This window comes from Streptomyces sp. NPDC014006 (assembly GCF_043088925.1).
Classification (GTDB): Bacteria; Actinomycetota; Actinomycetes; order Streptomycetales; family Streptomycetaceae; genus Streptomyces.
This window is the reverse complement of the sequence record NZ_JBICAJ010000002.1, coordinates 871,227-889,429: the sequence shown is the minus strand read 5'-3', so window position 1 is coordinate 889,429 and position 18,203 is coordinate 871,227. Positions and strand designations below refer to the sequence as shown.

The window sequence follows — 18,203 nt, the reverse complement described above, 5'->3', positions numbered from 1 at the left end:
ACCAAGGTTTCGCAGTGCGTTTCACCTGCGTATCCGTGACCTCGGGCAGGTGCGGCGGGGTGTCACGTGGCGTGCTCGGGCCGTGACGCGACCGGGGCGCGGGAACCGCTCCCCGGCGCCCGGCCGCCGAGGAGGGGCCTGCCCGCGACACGGGGGAGGCCCCTCCTCGTACCGGTGCGCTATTCGCGGCGCAAGGCGGCCAGATTGCGGTAGCCGATCGCCGCGTGCTCCAGCGACTGCCCCGGGTTGGTGGCGCTGGGCGCGTTGTCCTGCTCGACCATCGGGTTGTGGTAGTTGCGGTGGCCGACGCGGGTGAAGAACGTCGTGTAGTCGATCACGCCGGTGCCGAACGGCACCATGTCGTAGCCCATGCCGTTGGTGTTGTTCACGACGCCGTCCTTGGCGTGGAAGAGCGGGTAGCGCTTGTTGTACCGCTCGACCAGACCGGCCGGGTCGAAGATCTCCGTCTGTGTAGTGCCGTCGTGGGCGGTGTAGGTGCGGAACTTGTACTGCGCCACATGGGCCCAGAAGACGTCCATCTCCAGCCAGACCAGCTGCGGGTCGGTGACGGTGAGGAAGTACTCCAGCTTGCGCAGGCCGGAGCTGCGGGTCGGCCGGCCCTGGGCGTCCAGCGGGCCGCCGTCCAGCAGGAAGCCGTAGGCCGCGTCGTGGTTGTGGGTGTACAGCTTGATGCCGGCGGAGCGGGCGATCTCGCCGAGGGCGTTCCACTTGTCGGCGGCCACGTCCCAGTCGGACTTCACGGCGCTGGAGGTGGGGTCGCCACCGGTGCCCATGTGCGCCATGCCGAGGATGTTCGCGATTTCCAGGTGCTTCTTGAAGGTGTCCAGGTCGGCGCTGGTCAGCGGCCAGGACGGCGGGATGAAGCCGTGGTTGCCCTGGGCGCGCAGCCCGTAGTCGTCGAGCCAGCCGCGCAGGAGCCTGGCGCCCTGCACGGACTCGAGGTTCGCTCCGCCGGGCGCGTTGGCGTGCTGGCCGTAGCCGGCGAACTCGACCTGCCGGTAGCCGAACCGGGCCAGTCGCTCGAAGACCGCGCGGAAGCCGGAGGGCAGGGTGGTGGTCAGCGGGTCGCGGCCGATGGCGTCGCGGACGGTGTACAGGATGATGCCGCGCCGGTCGGCGGGCACCAGCTCGTGCCCCCGGGCGGTGTCGCCGTCGGCGGCCGCCGGGGTGGCTGCGTGCACGGGGGCCGCGCCGAGGACGGGCGCGGCGATCGCGCCGGCCGCGACGGCGGTGCAGGTGCTCAGGAAGGAGCGGCGGCCGATGCCGAGGGAGCGGCGCAGCTGGTCGTCGGGGGTGCGGATGTCGTTCACGGGTGCCTCTCTTCGCCATGGTGGTCCGGTCCGTCGAGACCGGCAAGGTGGAGCAGGAGGGACTTCACGTCGGTGGCCGCGAGACGGTCAGCGACGGCGCGGGGGGTGGAGCACAGGACGAGCGGACCGTCGTCGTCGCTCGTGGGGAGGCGGCCGTGGCTGCCGCGCACGGGTGCCGGGTCGAGCGGCACGACCGCCATGCGGTAGCGCAGGCCCACCTTCTTGCGGGCCAGGGCGCCGGCCGCGCGGAGTTTCACATAGGGGTCGAGCGGGTCCATGAACAGCTCGGCCGGGTCGTAGCCGGGTTTGCGGTGGATGTCGACGAGCCGCGCGAAGTCGGGTGCGCGGGCGTCGTCGAGCCAGTAGTAGTACGTGAACCAGGCGTCCTCGTCCGCGACGGCGACGAGTTCCCCCGCGCGCGGGTGGTCCAGGTGGTGGGCCTTCTTGCCCTCGTCGCCGAGCAGGTCGGCGAGGCCGGGCAGGCGGTCGAGGGCGGCGCGGGTGGCGGCGAGGTCCTCGGGGCGGCGTACGTAGACGTGGGCGATCTGGTGGTCGGCGACGGCGAAGGCGCGCGAGGCCATCGGGTCCAGGTACTCCATGCCGTCCTGGGTGTGCACCTGGAGCAGCCCGGCGCGGCGCAGGGCGCGGTTGATGTCGACCGGGCGGCGCACCGGGGTGATCCCGTACTCCGACAGGGCGAGCACGGTACGGCCCCCGGCGCGGGCGTCGTCCAGCAGCGGGGCGAGGGCGGCGTCGAGGTCGGCGGCGGCGCGGTGGGAGCGCGGATCGTCGGGGCCGTAGCGCTGGAGGTCGTAGTCCAGGTGGGGCAGGTAACACAGCGTCAGGTCCGGTCGGCGGGTGCGGTTGATGTGCCGGGTGGCGTCGATGATCCAGCGGCTGGAGGTGAGGTCGGCGGTGGGGCCCCAGTAGTGGAAGAGGGGGAACGTGCCGAACTCCTGCGTCAGTTCGTCGTGCAGGGCCGGGGGCCAGGTGTAGCAGTCTGGTTCCTTGCGGCCGTCGGCGTAGTACACCGGGCGGGGGGTGACCGTGTAGTCGGTGTCGGCGCCCATGGCGTACCACCAGCAGACGTTGGCGACCGTGTAGCCGGGGTGGGCGCGGCGGGCGGCGTCCCACACCTTGTCGCCCTCGATCAGGGCGTTGTGCTGCCGCCACAGCAGTACGTCGCCGAGGTCGCGGAAGTACCAGCCGTTGCCGACGATGCCGTGCTCGTCGGGGTGGGTGCCGGTGAGGAAGGTGGCCTGGGCGGAGCAGGTGACGGCGGGCAGGACGGTGTCCAGGGGGGCGTGGGAGCCGGTGTCGGCGAGTGCTCGCAGGCGGGGCATGTGGGCGAGCAGGCGCGGGGTGAGGCCGACGACGTCCAGCACGAGCAGGGGGGTCGGCTCGGTGGTGCTCATGGCAGCTCCTTCAGGCCTAGGTCCGTCAGCAGGTCGCGGGCCAGGGTGAGTTCGGCGGCGATGCCGTCGACGAGCCGGTCGCGGGTGCGGGGGCGCAGCTCGGGTGGCAGGGCCTGCCAGGTGTAGGTCTCGACCTCCAAGTGGCGGGTGAGCGGTTGCGGTCCGCCGGCCAGCCGGGCCAGGGCGGCTTTGAGGACGGGCAGCGTGGAGGTCAGCGGCGGGGCGGGGTCCGCGTGCAGCGGCACATGGAAGTGGGCACGCCAGGGCGTGGCGTCGGGCAGGGTGTCGCCGGCCACGGCCTCGTCGAGGTCGTCGGTGCCGCGCAGGCCGGTGGCGGTCGTCGTGCGGGTCTGGTGCAGGAAGCGGGGCTCGGCGAACTGGGCCAGCGCCGCCCGCACCTCGGGCAGGTGGGGCTGCTCGGCGTGCAGGGCCGCGGACAGCTGGGACTTGACGATGGGGACGCCGGCCGCGGTGAGGGCGTCCAGGGCGGTGTCCGGGTCCTCGAAGGAGGTCGCGAGGTGGCACGTGTCCACGCACACGCCGATGCGGGGATGGCGGATCGCGGCGAGCGGGGCGAGGGCGTCGCCGGTGGTCTCGACGACGCACCCCGGCTCGGGCTCCAGGCCGATCCGCACGCTGCGGCCGGTCAGCTCCTGCAGGGCGTCGAGACGTTCGCCGAGCATCCGCAGCGCGTCGAGTCCGCGGCCCGTGTCCGCCGCGGTGCGCCAGGCGAGCGGCAGGGTGGAGATGCTGCCCTCGGTGACGTCGTCCGGGAGCAGGACGGTGAGGACGCGGGCGAGGGCGCTGGTGTGCTCCAGCCGTTCCGGTTCGGACCAGTCGGGCCGGTACACCCGGTACTTGACCTCTTCGGCGCCGAATCCCTCGTACGGGAAGCCGTTGAGGGTGACGACCTCCAGGCCGCGCCTTTCGAGCTCGTCGCGCAGTCCGCGCAGCGCGGCCGGGTCGGTGGCCAGGGCGCGGGCGGCGCCCTGCGCGAGCCACAGGCCGATGCCGAGGCGGTCGCGGCCGAGGCGGCGGCGCACCGGCTCGCAGTAGTCCCGGAGTTGCCCGAGGACACCGTCGAGGGTCTCGGCCGGGTGGACGTTGGTGCAGTAGGCGAGGTGGACCGTGGAGCCGTCGGGGTGGCGGAAGCGCATGGGCGTCACTCCCCGCCGCGCAGCACGGAGTTGCCCTCGTGGGTGGGGCCGGTCGCGGCGACGTCCAGGGCGAGGCGGCCGCTGAGGCCGTAGAACGCGACCGGGTTGCGCCACAGGACGCGGTCCACGTCGTCCTCGGTGAACCCTTCGGCCAGCATCAGGTCGGCGACCTTGCGGGTCTTGAGGGGGTCGCTGCGGCCCCAGTCGGCGGCGGAGTTCACCAGCACCCGCTCGGGGCCGTAGGTGCGCAGGAGGGCGACCATGCGGGCCTCGTCCATCTTGGTGCCCGGGTAGACGGAGAAGCCCAGCCAGCAGCCGCTGTCCTTCGCCTCCTTGACCGTGGTCTCGTTGAGGTGGTCGACCAGGACCCGTTCCGGGGCCAGCGCCGATTCGCGTACGACGTCGAGGGTGCGGCGCAGGCCTGCGAGCTTGTCGCGGTGCGGGGTGTGCACGAGGGCGGGCAGGCCGTGGTCGGCGGCGAGCTGGAGCTGCACGGCCAGGGCCTTGTCCTCGGCGGGTGTCATCGCGTCGTAGCCGATCTCGCCGACGGCGACCACGCGGTCCTTGACGAGGTAGCGGGGCAGTTCGTCGAGGACGGGGGTGCAGCGCGGGTCGTTGGCCTCCTTGGGGTTGAGGGCGATCGTGCAGTGGTGGGCGATGCCGTACTGGGCGGCGCGGAACGGCTCCCAGCCGAGCAGTGAGTCGAAGTAGTCGTAGAAGGTGGCGGGCGCGGTGCGGGGCTGCCCCAGCCAGAAGGCGGGCTCGACCACGGCGCGCACCCCGGCGGCGTGCATGGCCGCGTAGTCGTCGGTCGTGCGGGACGTCATGTGGATGTGCGGGTCGAAGATGCGCATCACTGATCCCCCTCCTCGGTCAGGGCGAGCACGCGGCGCAGGTCGTCCGGCACGGCACGGCCGGCGGCGGTGCGTTCGGCGGCGTAGTCGCGCAGCATGCGGGCGAGTTCCGCGTCACCGCGGGCGCGCCGGTCCAGGTCGGCGATGGCGTCCACGGGCACGCCGGTGAACAGGCACTTCAGTACGGCGTGCCGCCAGCCGTGCGGATCGAGGTGGCGGGCGGCGTAGGGGCCGACGGCGGCGGCCAGCAGCCGGGTGTCGTTGGTGCGCAGCGCGTCCTCGACCAGCGGCAGGGCGTCCGGTCCGGGTACCAGGCCGGGCAGGGCGCGCAGCACGGCGAGGCGTTCCTCGGCGGTGCCCTGGTGGTAGACGCGGGCCAGCGCGTCCCGGTCGGGGCGGGCGGCGGCGAGGATGAGGGCGCGGGCGGTGGTCGCGTGCTCGGGTCCGCAGCGTCTGCCGGCCTCGGCCAGGCGCAGTTCCCACACGGAGATCGGGCCGTGCGCCCCGGGGTGCGCGGCGGCCTCGTCCAGGGCCCGGTCGAGCCAGGCGCGGGCGGCGCCGGGCAGACGGTCGCGCAGGTCGTCCGCGGTGAGGTGGGTCATGAGGTGCTCCCTTGTGCGTGCCTGAGGAAGGGCAGGGAGAGCGCCGCGAAGTGCGGGCCCGCGTGGGAGTGGCGGGGCAGTTCGACGACCGTGAGGCCCTGGTAGCCGACCTCGGCGAGGGCGGAGAGCACGGGCGGGAAGTCGATCTCGCCGTCGCCGAACGGGAGGTGTTCGTGGACGCCGCGGCGCATGTCCTCGATCTGCACGTGCCGCAGCCACGGAGCGGCGGCCCGGACGCAGTCGGCGGGCGGCAGCGGCTCCAGGCACTGGCAGTGGCCGATGTCGAGGGTGAGGCCGAGGGGTGCGGGATCGCCGAGGTCGCGGCGCAGACGGTGGAAGTCGTCGAGGGTGGCGAGGAGGTGGCCGGGTTCGGGTTCCACGGCGAGCGGGACGCCGGCCGCGGCGGCCGCCTCCAGTACGGGTGCGAGGGACTCGGCGAGCCGCTTCCAGGCGGTGTCCTCGTCGGTGCCGGCCGGTGTGACGCCGCTGAAGCAGTGCACGGCGTGCGCGCCGAGGCCGGCGGCGATCCGTACGGCGCGCAGCAGCAGGTCGGTGCGGCGGGCGCGGTCGTCGGGGTCGGCGTCGAGCAGGGTCGGGCCGTGTTTGCGGCGCGGGTCGAGAACATAGCGGGCGCCGGTCTCGACGGTGACGCCCAGGCCCAGTTCGGCCAGCCGGCGTGCGATCCGGCTGGTGCGGGTCGGCAGGTCGGGGGCCAGCGGGTCGAGGTGCATGTGGTCGAGGGTCAGGCCCACGCCGTCGTAGCCGAGGTCGGCGAGCAGGGCGAGGGCGTCGTCCAGGCGCAGGTCGGCCAGGCCGTTGGTGCCGTACCCGATGCGGAGGCTCATGTGATGCTCACCCGCTTCGCGAGGCGGGCGCCCAGGGGTGCGAGCGCCGCGACCAGCAGCGCGCTGCCCCGGGCGCCGGAGCGTGCGGCGAGCGCGGCCTGGAGCGGCACGGTGGCGCGGATACCGGCGCCGACGGCGCGCTGGGTGAGCGGGGGTGAGGGGTTGAGCGCGGCGTGGGTGTAGGGGCGGGCGGCGGTGGCGGCGTACAGGGCGGTCAGGGCGGCGGTGAGGGTGGGGCCCGGCAGTCCGCGGGGGGCTGCGTCGCCGCGGGCTGCCGGGAGACGGTGGGTGAGCAGGGCGGTCGTGGCCAGGGCGGCCAGCGGGGCCGCGGTGGAGCCGCCGCGGGTCTCGGTGCGGGAGACCGTCGTGACGGCGAGGGTGTGGCTGCTGAGCAGGGCCGCCGACGGCACGGCCGCGCGGGTGCGGCCGGCGGTGGCGGCAGCGCCGAGCAGCAGGTCGAGGGCGCGGGCGGCCGCCATGCTCGCGGGGCCGGCCGGGGTGTGCTTCAGGGCGAGGTCGTACGCCCAGACGGTGGCCGCGAGCGGGGCGGCGACGGTGAGGGCGGGGCGGCCGGCGCGGGCCGCGAGGCCCAGGCCGGCCGCCGTGAGCGCACCGGCCGCCGTGAGGGCCGCGGCGGGGCGGACGCGGCCCGACGGAAGCGGCCGGTGCGGGCGGTCCACGGCGTCCTCGGCGCGGTCCGCCCAGTCGTTGAGGGCCATCCCCGCCTCGTACAGGCACACCGAGGCGCCGATGGCGAGGAGCGTGCGCCGGTTCGGCCGTACGGCGGCGGCAGCGGCGCCCGCCAGGACGTCCCCGGGGACCGTGCACAGGGCGGGCAGCCGCAGCAGTTCGGCCCAGGCGCGCAGCCGGGCCCTCACCGCTGTCCCCCGCCGAGCCGCCCGGCGAACCGCAGCAGTGCCGCGTACTGCTCCCCGAGCGCCGCCGGGCCGTCTCCGACCGGGTCCTTGAAGTAGAAGCCCAGGTCGGTGAGCGGTCCGCTCAGGCCGGCCTCGTGGGCGCGGGCGGTCAGCCGGGCCAGGTCGAGGACGAGGGGTGCGGCGAGGGCGGAGTCGCAGCCCTGCCAGATGGTCTGCAGGACCATGCGGGTGCCGAGGAAGCCGTCGAAGGCGACGTGGTCCCAGGCGGTCTTGAAGTCACCGAGGGCCGGTACGTCGTCGATGTGCACCTCGCCCTGCGGCACCGCTCCGAGGGTGTCGGTGAGGACGCGTTCCTTGCCGGCGTTCTTGGCGGCCGCGGCGGCCGGATCGGCCAGGGCCGCGCCGTCGCCCCCGCCGAGCAGATTGGTGCCGGACCAGGCCCGCACGGTGAGCGAGCGCTGCGCGAACATCGGCCCGAGCACGGACCGCAGCAGCGTCTGCCCGGTCTTGCCGTCCCGTCCGGCGTACGGCAGCCCGCTCGCCGCGGCCTCGGCGGTCAGCGCCGGGTGGTGCAGTCCGGTGGAGGGGGTGAAGTTGACGTAGGGGCAGCCGGCGCGCAGGGCGGCGGCCGCGTAGAGGGAGCTCGGGGGCAGCTCCCCGCCGGTGGGGGCCGGTTCCGTCGAGGCGACGTTCACGACGACGACCCGTGCCAGATCGTTTCTGCGCGAGAAGTCGGTCAGGTCGGCGGTGAAGGTCTCGATGAGCTGGTCCGCGTCCCTGGTGTCACCCGGCAGCGGTCCGCCGGGCCTGATCTCCCGGTCCGCGGCGGCGAGTTCCGCGGTGACGGCCGCGGGCAGTCCGTGCGGCAGCACCCCGGCCGCGGCCAGGTGCTCGGCCCGCTTGGGCAGCGGGCAGTCGACGGTGTCGTGACCGCCGAAGACCAGTGCGCCCAGCGGGGGCAGACCGGCCGCGGTGAACTCCGGGGTCTCGGTGACCATCCCGGTCGGCGGGTGCAGGGCCGCCGTCAGCGCGGCGCAGCCCGCCACGACGGTCGTGGCGACCGAGCCGCGGGCGCCTATCAGCCAGACTCCGGTACGGGACGCGGACATGGGCAGCCTCCTTGTCGCGTGCGAACCCTGAAAAGGGTGGGGAAAAGACGGCGGGCGGGAGTCCGGCGTCCCCCGCCCGCCGCCGCTCAGTCGCCCTGGGCGGGCAGTTCCTTGATCCGGATGTCGCGGAAGGACACCTCGTCACCGGCTCCGTGGTTCTGGATGCCGATGTGCCCGTCCGTCAGGCTCCGGGCCGGATCGGTGTTGGTGAAGTCGTTGATCTGCACGCCGTTGAGCCACACGCGCAGGCGCTCGCCCTGCACGCGGATCTCGTAGGTGTTCCACTCCCCCGGCGGGTTCAGCGCACGATCACGCTTCTTCAGATCGGCGGACCGGAAGCCGTAGACGGACCCGGTGGTCTTCTCCGGGACGTCGGTGGCGTCGATCTGGACCTCGTACCCGTTGTTCACGGCCGACCAGGGGTCGTCCGAGGGCGGGAAGCCCACGAACACACCGGAGTTGTCGTCGCCGGCCACCTTCCAGTCGAGCTTCAGGGAGTACGAACCGAAGCTCTGGTTCGCGTACCACAGCAGGCCCAGCCCTCCGGACGAGGTGAGCGTGCCGTCCTCGGACAGCGTGAAGGAGCCGGGTCCGGCCTGCCGCCAGCCGTCCACGGAGGTGCCGTCGAAGAGCGGACGGTAGCCGTTCTCCGGGCGGCAGTCCGCCTGGGCCGCGCCGATGGCGTACCGGATGCCGCCCAGCAGGTGCTGCCGGAAGGCGGGGTCGGCGTAGGACTCCCTGGTGTGGCCGCCGCCGGTGTAGAAGGCGCGGCCGCCCTGGTACTCCTGGCACCAGGCGATCGGGTGGTCGCCGTTCATGGTGCCGCCGCTGTACGACGACTCGTCCAGCGAAGCGAGGACGTGCGCCCGCTCGCGGGGATCGGAGCGGTAGTTGTACCACTCGTCGGTGCGGTTCCAGGCCGGGCCGAGGTGTGCGGTCGCCGGGTGCGCCCGGTCCTCGACCGTGACAGTGGCGGGCTGGATCGCCGGGTGCGACTGGAAGTACGCGCCGGCCAGTCCGCCGTAGAACGCCCAGTCGTACTCGGTGTCGGCGGCGGCGTGCACGCCGACGTAACCGCCGCCGTGGTGGACGTAGTCCTCGAAGGCCCGCTGCTGGGCGGCGTCCAGGACGTCCCCGGTCGTGGACAGGAACACGACCGCGGCGTACCGGCGTAGGTTGCCCGGCGTGAACGCGCCCGCGTCCTCGGTGGCGTCGACCGTGAAGCCGCCGCTCACGCCGAGCTGCTTCACCGCTGCCACACCGTCCGGGATGGAGTCGTGGCGGAAGCCGGCCGTCTTGGAGAAGACCAGCACCCGCTTGCCGTCGCCGGGCTGGGAGGTCGCCGGGCCGGTCGCACAGCCGAGCAGCAGCGCGGCGGTCGCGGCGGCGGTGGTGAGTCTGCCGACGGTTCGCATGACGTCCGCCTCTCAGCCGGTCGTGAAGGTGAAGTCGTCCACGTCGAACAGGGCTCCGGTGCCGCCCTTGAACACCAGGTACAGCGTGGTGGTGCCGCGGGGTGCGCGGGACAGGCCTGCCTCGACGTCCTGGAAGGTCTCCCAGCCGCCGGTGACGGGGACGGCCGCATTGCCGAGCAGGGTGCCGGTCGGGGAGCCGGCGCGCACCTCGAGGGTGCCGCCCGCGCCGCCGGAGGAGACCCGGGCGGTGATCTTCGTGGCGTTGCTCAGGGCGTACGGCGTGAAGGAGATCCAGTCGCCGTTGTCGATGTCGCCGACGGTCCTGCCGCCGTGCGCGGTGTCCTTGGCGACGACGCTGACGCCGGAGCTGTCACCGAAGTGCTCGGCCTGGCGGTGCTTGGGCTGGGTGACGTGCCGGGCGTGCGTGGTGAGCGGGGCCTGGCCGCCGCCGCCGTTGTCGGTGTACTGGGCGTCGAAGACGCCGAAGATGTTGGCGTCCTCGTCGTGGCCGCCGTCGGCGCTGGTCTGGATGGTGCCGGAGCAGCCCGTGGCGGAGGTCAGCGGGTGGCCGTGGCTGTCGTGACCGAGGACGAAGGTGACGGTGACCTTGGAGCAGTCGACCGCCGTTCCGTCCTCGGGGTCGGTCACCTTCACCTTGAACGGGATGGCGTCACCGAAGCTGAACAGCTGCCCGTCCTGCGGCAGTTCGAGTGTCACCTTCGGCGCGGTGTTGCCGACGACGATCTGCACGCCGGCGCTGCCGGTGCGGCCGCCGGGGTCCTTGGCGGTCAGGGTCGCGGTGTAGGTGCCGTTCGTCTTGTACTTGTGCGTGGGGTCGGCCTCGGTGGACTTGGTGCCGTCCCCGAAGTCCCAGCTGTAGGTGAGGGCGTCGCCGTCCTGGTCGGTGGTGCCGGCGGAGGAGAACTGCACCTTCAGCGGCGCCTGCCCGTTGGTGCGGCTCGCGGCGGCCTGCGGGACCGGGGAGTGGCCGTCGGTGGCGTTCTCGATGCGGTACAGCGCCGAGTTGTCGTCGCCGCCGAACCAGGAGAGGCCGTAATCGAGGACGTACAAGGCGCCGTCGGGGCCGAAGGCCATGTCCATCACCTGGGTGCCGGTCCAGGGGAAGGGGTTGATGGACTGCACGGTGCCGTTGCCGTCGCTGACGATCCGCTTGATCCAGCGGCGGCCGAACTCACCGGCGAAGAAGTTCCCGTCATAGGCCTCGGGGAACTTCACCGGCGACTCGAGCGCCGGGTCGTAGTGGTAGACCGGGCCGCCCATCGGGGACTCGGAGCCGGAGCCGAACTCGGGCACGGAGCCGTTGTCGTAGGGGATCCATGCGGGCTGGGCCGGGGGCAGGTCGGTCAGGCCGGTGTTGTGCGGGGAGGTGTTCTTCGGCGCGTCGCAGTCGAACGCGGCGCCGGAGGCCTTCGTGGCGAAGTCGTAGTCGACGTAGGCGTCGTTGGCGCCGGTGCAGTACGGCCAGCCGAAGTTGCCGGGGCCGGTGACGCGGGCGAACTCGACCTGGCCGGCGGGGCCGCGGCTGGGGCTGGCGGAGCCGGCGTCGGGGCCGTAGTCGCCGACGTAGAGGATGCCGGTCTTCTTGTCGACGCTGAACCGGAACGGGTTGCGGAAGCCCATGGCGTAGATCTCGGGCCGTGTCTTGGCCGTGCCGGGCGCGAAGAGGTTGCCGTCGGGGATGGAGTAGGAGCCGTCGGCGTTCACCTTGATGCGCAGGATCTTGCCGCGCAGGTCGTTGGTGTTGCCGGCGGTGCGCTGGGCGTCGAAGCCGGGGTTGCGGTCCGCCCGCTCGTCGATCGGGGTGTAGCCGTCGGACTGGAAGGGGTTGGTGTCGTCGCCGGTCGACAGGTAGAGGTTCCCGGCCGCGTCGAAGTCGATGTCACCGCCGACGTGGCAGCACAGGCCGCGCGTGGTGGGGACGTCGAGGATCTGCTTCTCGCTGGCGAGGTCGAGGGTGCCGTCCGTCTTCAGCACGAAGCGGGAGAGCCGGTTGACGCCGTTGAAGGGCGCGAAGTCGGCGGCGGTGCCGCTCTCCGGGGCGTCGCCCGCCGGGGTGTTCAACGGCGGCGCGTAGTACAGGTAGATGAACCGGTTGCTGGTGAAGTCCGGGTCGATGCCCACGCCCTGCAGGCCCTCCTCGTCGTGCGAGTACACGGCGAGCTTGCCCGCGAGCCTGGTGTTGCCGGCGGCGTCGGTCAGGCGCAGTGTGCCGTCGCGGGAGGTGTGCAGCACGGAGCGGTCCGGCAGCACGGCCAGCGACATGGGCTCGCCGACCTCCGCCGCGCCCTTGGCGAGGGTGACCTGCTGGAAGTCCTCGGCGGCGAGGGTCTGTTGGTCGGCGACGGCTGCGCCGGCCGGCGGTGTGGTGAGGGTGAGCGTGGCGCCCGCGAGCAGGGCACCGCTGAACAGCGCGAGTGCCGCGCGCAGACGTGAGCGAGGGGATCTGGTGGTGCGGTCGTTCCCGTGCACGAATGCCTCCAGATGAGGGGCTGGTTGTACGGGCGGGTGGAGACGCCGGGATGCGCCGTCATCCCGGAGAGGGGGAAGAGAAGTCAGTTGGCGAACGCCGCGTCGAAGGACGCCGTCGGGGGTTCGAAGTCGTACGCCTTCAGGCGGGTCAGGGCCTCGGGGGCGCCCTGGAGCCGGTCCATGCCGGCGTCCTCCCACTCCACGGAGACCGGGCCCTGGTAGCCGATGGAGCGCAGCATGCGGAAGACGTCCTCCCAGGGGACGTCGCCGTGGCCGGCCGAGACGAAGTCCCAGCCACGGCGCGGGTCGCCCCAGGGCAGGTGGGAGCCGAGACGGCCGTTGCGGCCGTCGAGGCGCTTGCGGGCTTCCTTGCAGTCGACGTGGTAGATCCGGTCGCGGAAGTCCCACAGGAAACCGACCGGGTCGAGGTCCTGCCACACGAAGTGGGAGGGGTCGAAGTTCAGGCCGAACGCGGGGCGGTGGCCGACCGCTTCGAGGGCGCGCCGGGTGGTCCAGTAGTCGTAGGCGATCTCGCTGGGGTGGACCTCGTGCGCGAACCGGACGCCCTCGGCGTCGAAGACGTCCAGGATCGGGTTCCAGCGCTCGGCGAAGTCCTGGTAGCCGCGCTCGATCATCGACTCGGGGGCCGGCGGGAACATCGCCACCAGGTGCCAGATCGCGGAGCCGGTGAAGCCGATGACGGTGTCGACACCGAACGCGGCCGCCGCGCGCGCGGTGTCCTTCATCCGTGCGGCGGCGCGCTGCCGTACGCCCTCGGCGTCGCCGTCGTCCCAGATGGCGGCCGGCAGGATGGCCTGATGGCGTTCGTCGATGATGGCGTCGCACACGGCCTGGCCGACGAGGTGGTTGGAGACCGCCCAGCACTTCAGGCCGTACTTGTCGAGCAGCTGGTGGCGCGAGGGTATGTAGGCCGGGTCGGCGAGGGCCTTGTCGACCTCGAAGTGGTCTCCCCAGCAGGCGAGTTCGAGGCCGTCGTAGCCGAAGTCCCGGGCGAGCCGGCAGACCTCTTCCAGGGGCAGGTCGGCCCACTGGCCGGTGAACAGCGTGAACGGACGCGGCATGGCGGTGGCTTCTCCTCAGAGCCCGACGGGCGTGTAGACGGAGTTCTTCTCGGCGCTCTCCTCCACGGCCGCGAGTACGCGCTGCACCTGCAGCCCGTCGGCGAAGGAGGGTTCGGGGCGGCGGCGCTCCGCGACCGCGTGGACGAGGTCGCGGACCTGGTGGACGAAGGTGTGCTCGTATCCGAGGCCGTGGCCGGGCGGCCACCAGGCGTCCACGTAGGGGTGGTCGGGCTCGGTGACGAGGATGCGGCGGAAACCCGCGTGCTCGCCGGGCTCTGTGCCGTCGTGGTACCAGAGCTCGTTGAGCCGCTCCAGGTCGAAGGAGAGGGAGCCGCGCTCCCCGTTCAGCTCGATGCGCAGGGCGTTCTTGCGGCCGGTGGCGTACCGGGTGGCCTCGAAGGAGGCGAGGGCGCCGGAGGTGAACCGGCCGGTGAACAGGGCGGCGTCGTCGACGGTGACGGTGCCGGTGCGGGCGGCGGCGGTCCCGGCGGACAGACCTTGTACGGCCCCCGCGGGCAGCGGCCGCTCCCGCACGAACGTCTCCGTCAGCGCGGACACCCCGGCCAACTGCTCCCCCGCGAGGTACTGGGCGAGGTCCACGATGTGTGCGCCGAGGTCGCCGAGCGAGCCGGAGCCCGCCTGCTCCCTGCGCAGCCGCCAGGTCAGCGGAAAGGCCGGATCGACCAGCCAGTCCTGGAGATACGTCACCCGCACGTGCCGCAGGGTGCCGAGCCGGCCCTCGGCGACCATGCGGCGGGCCAGCGCGGTCGCCGGGACCCGGCGGTAGTTGAAGCCGACCATCGCCACCAGGCCCCGCGCCTCGGCCTGCTGCGCCGCACGGACCATGGCCTCGGCCTCGGCGACGGTGTTGGCCAGCGGCTTCTCGCACAGCACGTGCTTGCCCGCGGCGAGCGCGGCGAGCGCGATCTCGGCGTGGCTGTCGCCGGGGGTGCAGATGTCGACGAGGTCGACGTCGTCGCGCTCGATCATCTCCCGCCAGTCGGTGACGGCCTGAGCCCAGCCGTGCCGGCCGGCCGCCGCGCGCACCGCCGTGGCGTCCCGGCCGCAGATCACGGCCAGCTCCGGGCGGCGGGGCAGGTCGAAGACCCGGCCCGCGGTGCGCCAGCCCTGGGAGTGGGCGGCGCCCATGAAGGCGTAGCCGACCATCCCGACGCGCAGCGGCGGTCTGTCCCGGCCCGCTGAGCCGGCCGGGCTCGTCGGGCTCTGGGTCCCGTCTGACTGCTGCGGCTGTGCCATGGGGTAAGTCCTCCGTCCTCGTCGTGACGACGTCGTGGCGGTGCGGTGGGGGGTGCGGGGCCAGGCCTGTCGTTGCGTTCACCCCGGTGTGGCGGGGGCCCTCGGTCAGCGGAAGCCGGTGGGCATGTACTGGTCGACGTTGGTCTTGTCGACGACGGCCGAGTAGAGCGTGATCGACGCCGGGATCTCGAACTCGGCGAGGCCGCCGACGCCCTTGCCCTGGCCGAGGGCGCGGGCGAGGTCGATGGCGGAGGCGGCCATGGTGGGCGGGTAGAGCACGGTCGCCTTCAGCACGCCGTTGTCCTGCTTGATGGCCTGGAAGGCGGAGAGCGCGCCCGCGCCGCCGACCATCAGGAAGTCGTCACGGCCGGCCTGCTCGATGGCGCGCAGCGCGCCGACGCCCTGGTCGTCGTCGTGGTTCCACAGCGCGTCGAAGCCCGACTGGGCCTGCAGCAGCTGGGCCATCTTGGCCTGCCCGGACTCCACGGTGAACTCGGCGGCCTGGCGGGCGACCTTGCGGATGTTGGGGTAGTTCTTCAGCGCGTCGTCGAAGCCCTGGGTGCGCTGCTTGGTCAGCTCCAGGTTGTCGAGCCCCGCGAGTTCGACGACCTTGGCGTTCGGCTTGCCCTTGAGCTTCTCGCCGATGTAGTGGCCGGCGCTCAGGCCCATGCCGTAGTTGTCGCCGCCGATCCAGCAGCGGTAGGCCTGCGGGGTGTTGAAGACGCGGTCGAGGTTGACCACGGGGATGCCGGCGCGCATCGCCTTCAGGCCGACCTGGGTGAGGGCCTTGCCGTCGGCGGGCAGCACCACCAGCACGTCGACCTTCTTGTTGATCAGCGTCTCGATCTGGCCGATCTGCTGCGCGGTGTCGTTGGAGCCCTCGGTGATCTCCAGGGTGACGTCGGAGTACTTCTTCGCGCGGCTCTTGGCGTTGTCGTTGATGGCGTTGAGCCAGCCGTGGTCGGCCTGCGGTCCGGCGAAGCCGATGGTGACGTGCTTGCCGGGCTTGTCGGCGGCGGCCGGCCGCTCGTCCGCGGCCGGCGCGGAGTCCTTCGGCTCGTTGCTGGTGCAAGCCGTGAGGAGGGCTCCGGCGGAGACGGCGGCGGATCCGAAGAGCAGTCCTCTGCGGGTGGGCAGCTGGGGCATGGCGGGGAACCCTTTCCTCAGGTCGTGCTTGCGGTACGGCGCTGGACCAGCACGGCGGCGACGATGATCGCGCCCTTGGCGATCTGCTGGACGTCGCTCTGCAGGTTGTTCAGGGCGAAGATGTTGGTGATCGTGGTGAAGACCAGAACGCCGAGCACGGACCCGGTGATGGTGCCGCGGCCCCCGCTGAGCAGGGTTCCGCCGATGATGGCGGCGGCGATGGCGTCGAGTTCGTAGAGGTTGCCGTTGGTGTTCTGGCCGGAGCCGGACAGGACGATCAGCAGGAACGCGGCGATGCCGCAGCACAGTCCCGACAGCAGGTACAGATACAGCCGCTGGCGGCGGACGTCGATGCCGGCGAGCCGGGCGGCCTCGGCGTTGCCGCCGACGGCGACGGTGCGCCGGCCGAAGGTGGTCCGGTTCAGCAGCAGCCAGCCGAGAACCGTCACGAGTGCGAAGACCAGCACCAGGGGCGGGATGCCGAGGACATACGCGTCGCGTTCGCCGAGGCTCAGCACGCCGTCGATGGTGACGATCTGTGTCTTGCCGTCGGTGATCTGCAGGGCGAGACCGCGCGCCGAGGCCAGCATGGCGAGGGTGGCGATGAACGGGACCATCCCGCCGTACGCGATGAGCAGGCCGTTGACCAGGCCGCAGCCGAGGCCGACGACCATCGCGGTGAACAGGATGCCCGCGAAGCCGAACTCCTGGGTGGCGAGGGTGGTCGCCCACACCGAGGCGAGGGCGACGATCGCGCCGACGGAGAGGTCGATGCCGCCGGAGGTGATGACGAAGGTCATGCCGACGGTGACGACACCGATCACCGACGCCTGGGTGAGGACGAGTTGCAGATTGCGGGTGTCGAGGAACTCGTCGGGCTTGGTGACACCGCCGATGACCACGAGCACGGTGAGCACGCCGAGCAGGGAGAGGGTGCGGACGTCGGCGCGGGCCAGCAGGGTGCGCCAGGCGGGGAGATGGACCGGCGGCACCTTCGAGGTGCCGTCCCGCGGCGGGGAGACGTGCTGCGTCATGACGCCGGGCTTCCTTCCATGACGAGGTCGAGGACGCGGTGTTCGTCGAGCTGCCGGGCGGGTGCGGTGTGCACGACCCGGCCCTCGCGCAGGACCAGGACACGGTCGGCGAGGCCGAGCACCTCGGGCACCTCGCTGGAGACGAGGAGCACCGCGAGGCCTTCGTCCGCCAAGCGGCGGACCACCGCGTACAGTTCGGCGCGGGCGCCGACGTCGACGCCGCGGGTGGGCTCGTCGAGCAGCAGGACCCGGCAGCCGCGCAGCAGCCAGCGGGCCAGGACGGCTTTTTGCTGGTTGCCGCCGGACAGGGTGCGCACCGGCACGGACGGGTTGTCGGGCCGCAGCGACAGCTCTCGGACGGCGGCGCGGGCGGCGCCGCTCTCGGCCCCGCGGTCGATCCAGCCGCCGCGGGAGAAACGGGACAGTGAGGAGACGGAGACGTTGCGGGTGACGGACTCCAGCATCAGCAGCGCCTGCGCCTTGCGCTCCTCGGGCGCGAGCCCGAGACCGGCGCGGACGGCGGCGCGGACGCTGCCGGGCCTGAGCGGACGGCCGTCCACGAGCACCTGACCGGCCGTCGGCCTGCGGGCGCCGTAAATCGTCTCCAGGATCTCCGAGCGTCCCGAGCCGACGAGTCCGGCGAGGCCGACGATCTCCCCGGCGTGCACGTCGAGGTCGAGCGGCGCGAACTCGCCGTCCCGGGCGAGCGAGCGCACCTGGAGCACCGGCGTGCCGGCGGGCGGCTCGGCCGGCCGCTCGGGGAAGACGTACTCCACGTTCCGGCCGGTCATCAACGCGACCACGTCACGGGTCGGGGTCGTCTTGGCGGGCAAGCCCCCCGCGAGTGCCCGCCCGTCCTTCAGCACCGTGACGCGGTCGCCGATGCGGCGGATCTCCTCCAGGCGGTGCGAGATGTAGACGACGGCGACCCCCTCGGCGGTGAGGTCGGCGACGATCCGGAAGAGGTTGTCCACCTCGTCGGGGTCGAGCGCGGCGGACGGCTCGTCCATCACGATCAGCCGTACGTCGTGGGAGAGCGCCCGCGCCATGGAGACGATCTGCTGCTGCGCCGCGGACAACTCGCCCACCAGGCGGCCCGGTTCGATCTCGGGGTGCCCGAGTCGCCCGAGCAGCGCGGCGGTCGACTCCTTCGCCGCCTTGCGCCGTACGACGAAGCCGGCGGCCGCGGGTTCGTGGCCGAGGTGGACGTTCTCGGCCACGGACAGGTGTTCCACCAGGTCGAGTTCCTGGTAGATGGTGGCGATGCCCAGGCGCATGGCGGCGATCGGGGAGCGCAGGGTGACCGGCTCGCCGCGCCAGCGGATGGTGCCGGTGTCGGGCTGGTGGGCTCCGGCGAGGACCTTGATGAGGGTGGACTTGCCGGCGCCGTTCTGGCCGAGCAGGCAGTGCACTTCGCCGGTCTGGACGTCGAGGTCGACGCCGTCCAGGGCCCGGACGCCGGGGAAGGACTTGGTGATGCCGGACATGCTGAGCAGCGGTGGTTGTGGTGCCATGCGGATTCCCCTCGGCGGGCGTGCGGGCCGGTTCAGGGCAGGGCGGAGCAGGACGGGGCAGCTTGTGACCAGGG

Annotated in this window: 14 protein-coding genes and 1 pseudogene; all 15 read right to left on the bottom strand. The window is 72.7% G+C overall.

What is annotated here, in order from left to right; genetic code table 11:
- Nucleotides 1-179: 179 nt before the first annotated feature.
- The 15 genes and pseudogenes from ACF1GV_RS10505 to ACF1GV_RS10435 all read right to left on the bottom strand — a co-directional run bounded on the left by ACF1GV_RS10505 (nt 180) and on the right by ACF1GV_RS10435 (nt 18,129).
- Nucleotides 180-1,331, bottom strand: a complete 1,152-nt coding sequence (locus ACF1GV_RS10505) for a sugar phosphate isomerase/epimerase family protein (RefSeq protein ID WP_391679100.1) — start codon at nt 1,329-1,331, stop codon at nt 180-182.
- Complete coding sequence (locus tag ACF1GV_RS10500) at nt 1,328-2,746, bottom strand: alkaline phosphatase family protein (RefSeq protein ID WP_391679102.1); 1,419 nt, start codon at nt 2,744-2,746, stop codon at nt 1,328-1,330. The genes ACF1GV_RS10505 and ACF1GV_RS10500 overlap by 4 nt, the downstream gene beginning before the upstream one ends.
- Nucleotides 2,743-3,903: a metabolite traffic protein EboE gene (eboE, locus tag ACF1GV_RS10495; RefSeq protein WP_391679103.1), complete on the bottom strand. Its 1,161-nt coding sequence runs from the start codon at nt 3,901-3,903 to the stop codon at nt 2,743-2,745. Before eboE ends, ACF1GV_RS10500 begins: the two co-directional genes overlap by 4 nt.
- 5 nt (nt 3,904-3,908) lie before the next feature.
- A complete protein-coding gene (locus ACF1GV_RS10490) occupies nt 3,909-4,757 on the bottom strand; it encodes a TatD family hydrolase (RefSeq protein ID WP_391679104.1) in 849 nt (282 codons plus the stop codon).
- Nucleotides 4,757-5,578: an EboA domain-containing protein gene (locus tag ACF1GV_RS10485; protein ID WP_391679105.1), complete on the bottom strand. Its 822-nt coding sequence runs from the start codon at nt 5,576-5,578 to the stop codon at nt 4,757-4,759. Before ACF1GV_RS10485 ends, ACF1GV_RS10490 begins: the two co-directional genes overlap by 1 nt.
- Nucleotides 5,479-6,090 (bottom strand): annotated as a pseudogene (locus tag ACF1GV_RS10480) (sugar phosphate isomerase/epimerase family protein); the annotation flags it as partial. The pseudogene ACF1GV_RS10480 and the gene ACF1GV_RS10485, both read right to left, overlap by 100 nt.
- A 110-nt stretch (nt 6,091-6,200) precedes the next feature.
- The gene (locus ACF1GV_RS10475) at nt 6,201-7,082 is read right to left on the bottom strand and encodes an SCO3242 family prenyltransferase (protein WP_391679106.1); all 882 of its coding nucleotides are present in this window, start codon (nt 7,080-7,082) and stop codon (nt 6,201-6,203) included.
- Nucleotides 7,079-8,191, bottom strand: coding sequence for an inositol-3-phosphate synthase (locus ACF1GV_RS10470; protein ID WP_391679107.1), 1,113 nt, complete (start codon nt 8,189-8,191; stop codon nt 7,079-7,081). Before ACF1GV_RS10470 ends, ACF1GV_RS10475 begins: the two co-directional genes overlap by 4 nt.
- Before the next feature lie 86 nt (nt 8,192-8,277).
- On the bottom strand, nt 8,278-9,606 hold the full coding sequence (locus tag ACF1GV_RS10465) for a ThuA domain-containing protein (protein ID WP_391679108.1): 1,329 nt from the start codon (nt 9,604-9,606) through the stop codon (nt 8,278-8,280).
- Nucleotides 9,607-9,618: 12 nt separating this feature from the next.
- Nucleotides 9,619-12,096, bottom strand: a complete 2,478-nt coding sequence (locus ACF1GV_RS10460) for a PQQ-dependent sugar dehydrogenase (protein ID WP_391679109.1) — start codon at nt 12,094-12,096, stop codon at nt 9,619-9,621.
- An 83-nt stretch (nt 12,097-12,179) separates the two neighbouring features.
- Nucleotides 12,180-13,178 (bottom strand): sugar phosphate isomerase/epimerase family protein, encoded by a 999-nt coding sequence (locus ACF1GV_RS10455; RefSeq protein WP_391679110.1) that lies wholly within the window; start codon nt 13,176-13,178, stop codon nt 12,180-12,182.
- A gap of 15 nt (nt 13,179-13,193) precedes the next feature.
- Nucleotides 13,194-14,435, bottom strand: coding sequence for a Gfo/Idh/MocA family protein (locus ACF1GV_RS10450; RefSeq protein ID WP_391679112.1), 1,242 nt, complete (start codon nt 14,433-14,435; stop codon nt 13,194-13,196).
- 105 nt (nt 14,436-14,540) lie between these two features.
- Nucleotides 14,541-15,581, bottom strand: coding sequence for a substrate-binding domain-containing protein (locus ACF1GV_RS10445; RefSeq protein WP_391679115.1), 1,041 nt, complete (start codon nt 15,579-15,581; stop codon nt 14,541-14,543).
- A gap of 17 nt (nt 15,582-15,598) precedes the next feature.
- Complete coding sequence (locus ACF1GV_RS10440) at nt 15,599-16,615, bottom strand: ABC transporter permease (RefSeq protein ID WP_391679117.1); 1,017 nt, start codon at nt 16,613-16,615, stop codon at nt 15,599-15,601.
- On the bottom strand, nt 16,612-18,129 hold the full coding sequence (locus ACF1GV_RS10435) for a sugar ABC transporter ATP-binding protein (RefSeq protein ID WP_391679118.1): 1,518 nt from the start codon (nt 18,127-18,129) through the stop codon (nt 16,612-16,614). The genes ACF1GV_RS10440 and ACF1GV_RS10435 overlap by 4 nt, the downstream gene beginning before the upstream one ends.
- Between the last annotated feature and the right edge of the window lie 74 nt (nt 18,130-18,203).

What these genes read in the sequence shown, in the direction of transcription:
- ACF1GV_RS10500 (WP_391679102.1), bottom strand. Translation starts at nt 2,746, where the DNA reads ATGAGCACCACCGAGCCGACCCCCCTGCTCGTGCTGGACGTCGTCGGC.
- eboE (WP_391679103.1), bottom strand. Translation starts at nt 3,903, where the DNA reads ATGCGCTTCCGCCACCCCGACGGCTCCACGGTCCACCTCGCCTACTGC.
- ACF1GV_RS10490 (WP_391679104.1), bottom strand. Translation starts at nt 4,757, where the DNA reads ATGCGCATCTTCGACCCGCACATCCACATGACGTCCCGCACGACCGAC.
- ACF1GV_RS10470 (WP_391679107.1), bottom strand. Translation starts at nt 8,191, where the DNA reads ATGTCCGCGTCCCGTACCGGAGTCTGGCTGATAGGCGCCCGCGGCTCG.
- ACF1GV_RS10465 (WP_391679108.1), bottom strand. Translation starts at nt 9,606, where the DNA reads ATGCGAACCGTCGGCAGACTCACCACCGCCGCCGCGACCGCCGCGCTG.
- ACF1GV_RS10455 (WP_391679110.1), bottom strand. Translation starts at nt 13,178, where the DNA reads ATGCCGCGTCCGTTCACGCTGTTCACCGGCCAGTGGGCCGACCTGCCC.
- ACF1GV_RS10450 (WP_391679112.1), bottom strand. Translation starts at nt 14,435, where the DNA reads ATGGCACAGCCGCAGCAGTCAGACGGGACCCAGAGCCCGACGAGCCCG.
- ACF1GV_RS10445 (WP_391679115.1), bottom strand. Translation starts at nt 15,581, where the DNA reads ATGCCCCAGCTGCCCACCCGCAGAGGACTGCTCTTCGGATCCGCCGCC.
- ACF1GV_RS10440 (WP_391679117.1), bottom strand. Translation starts at nt 16,615, where the DNA reads ATGACGCAGCACGTCTCCCCGCCGCGGGACGGCACCTCGAAGGTGCCG.
- ACF1GV_RS10435 (WP_391679118.1), bottom strand. Translation starts at nt 18,129, where the DNA reads ATGGCACCACAACCACCGCTGCTCAGCATGTCCGGCATCACCAAGTCC.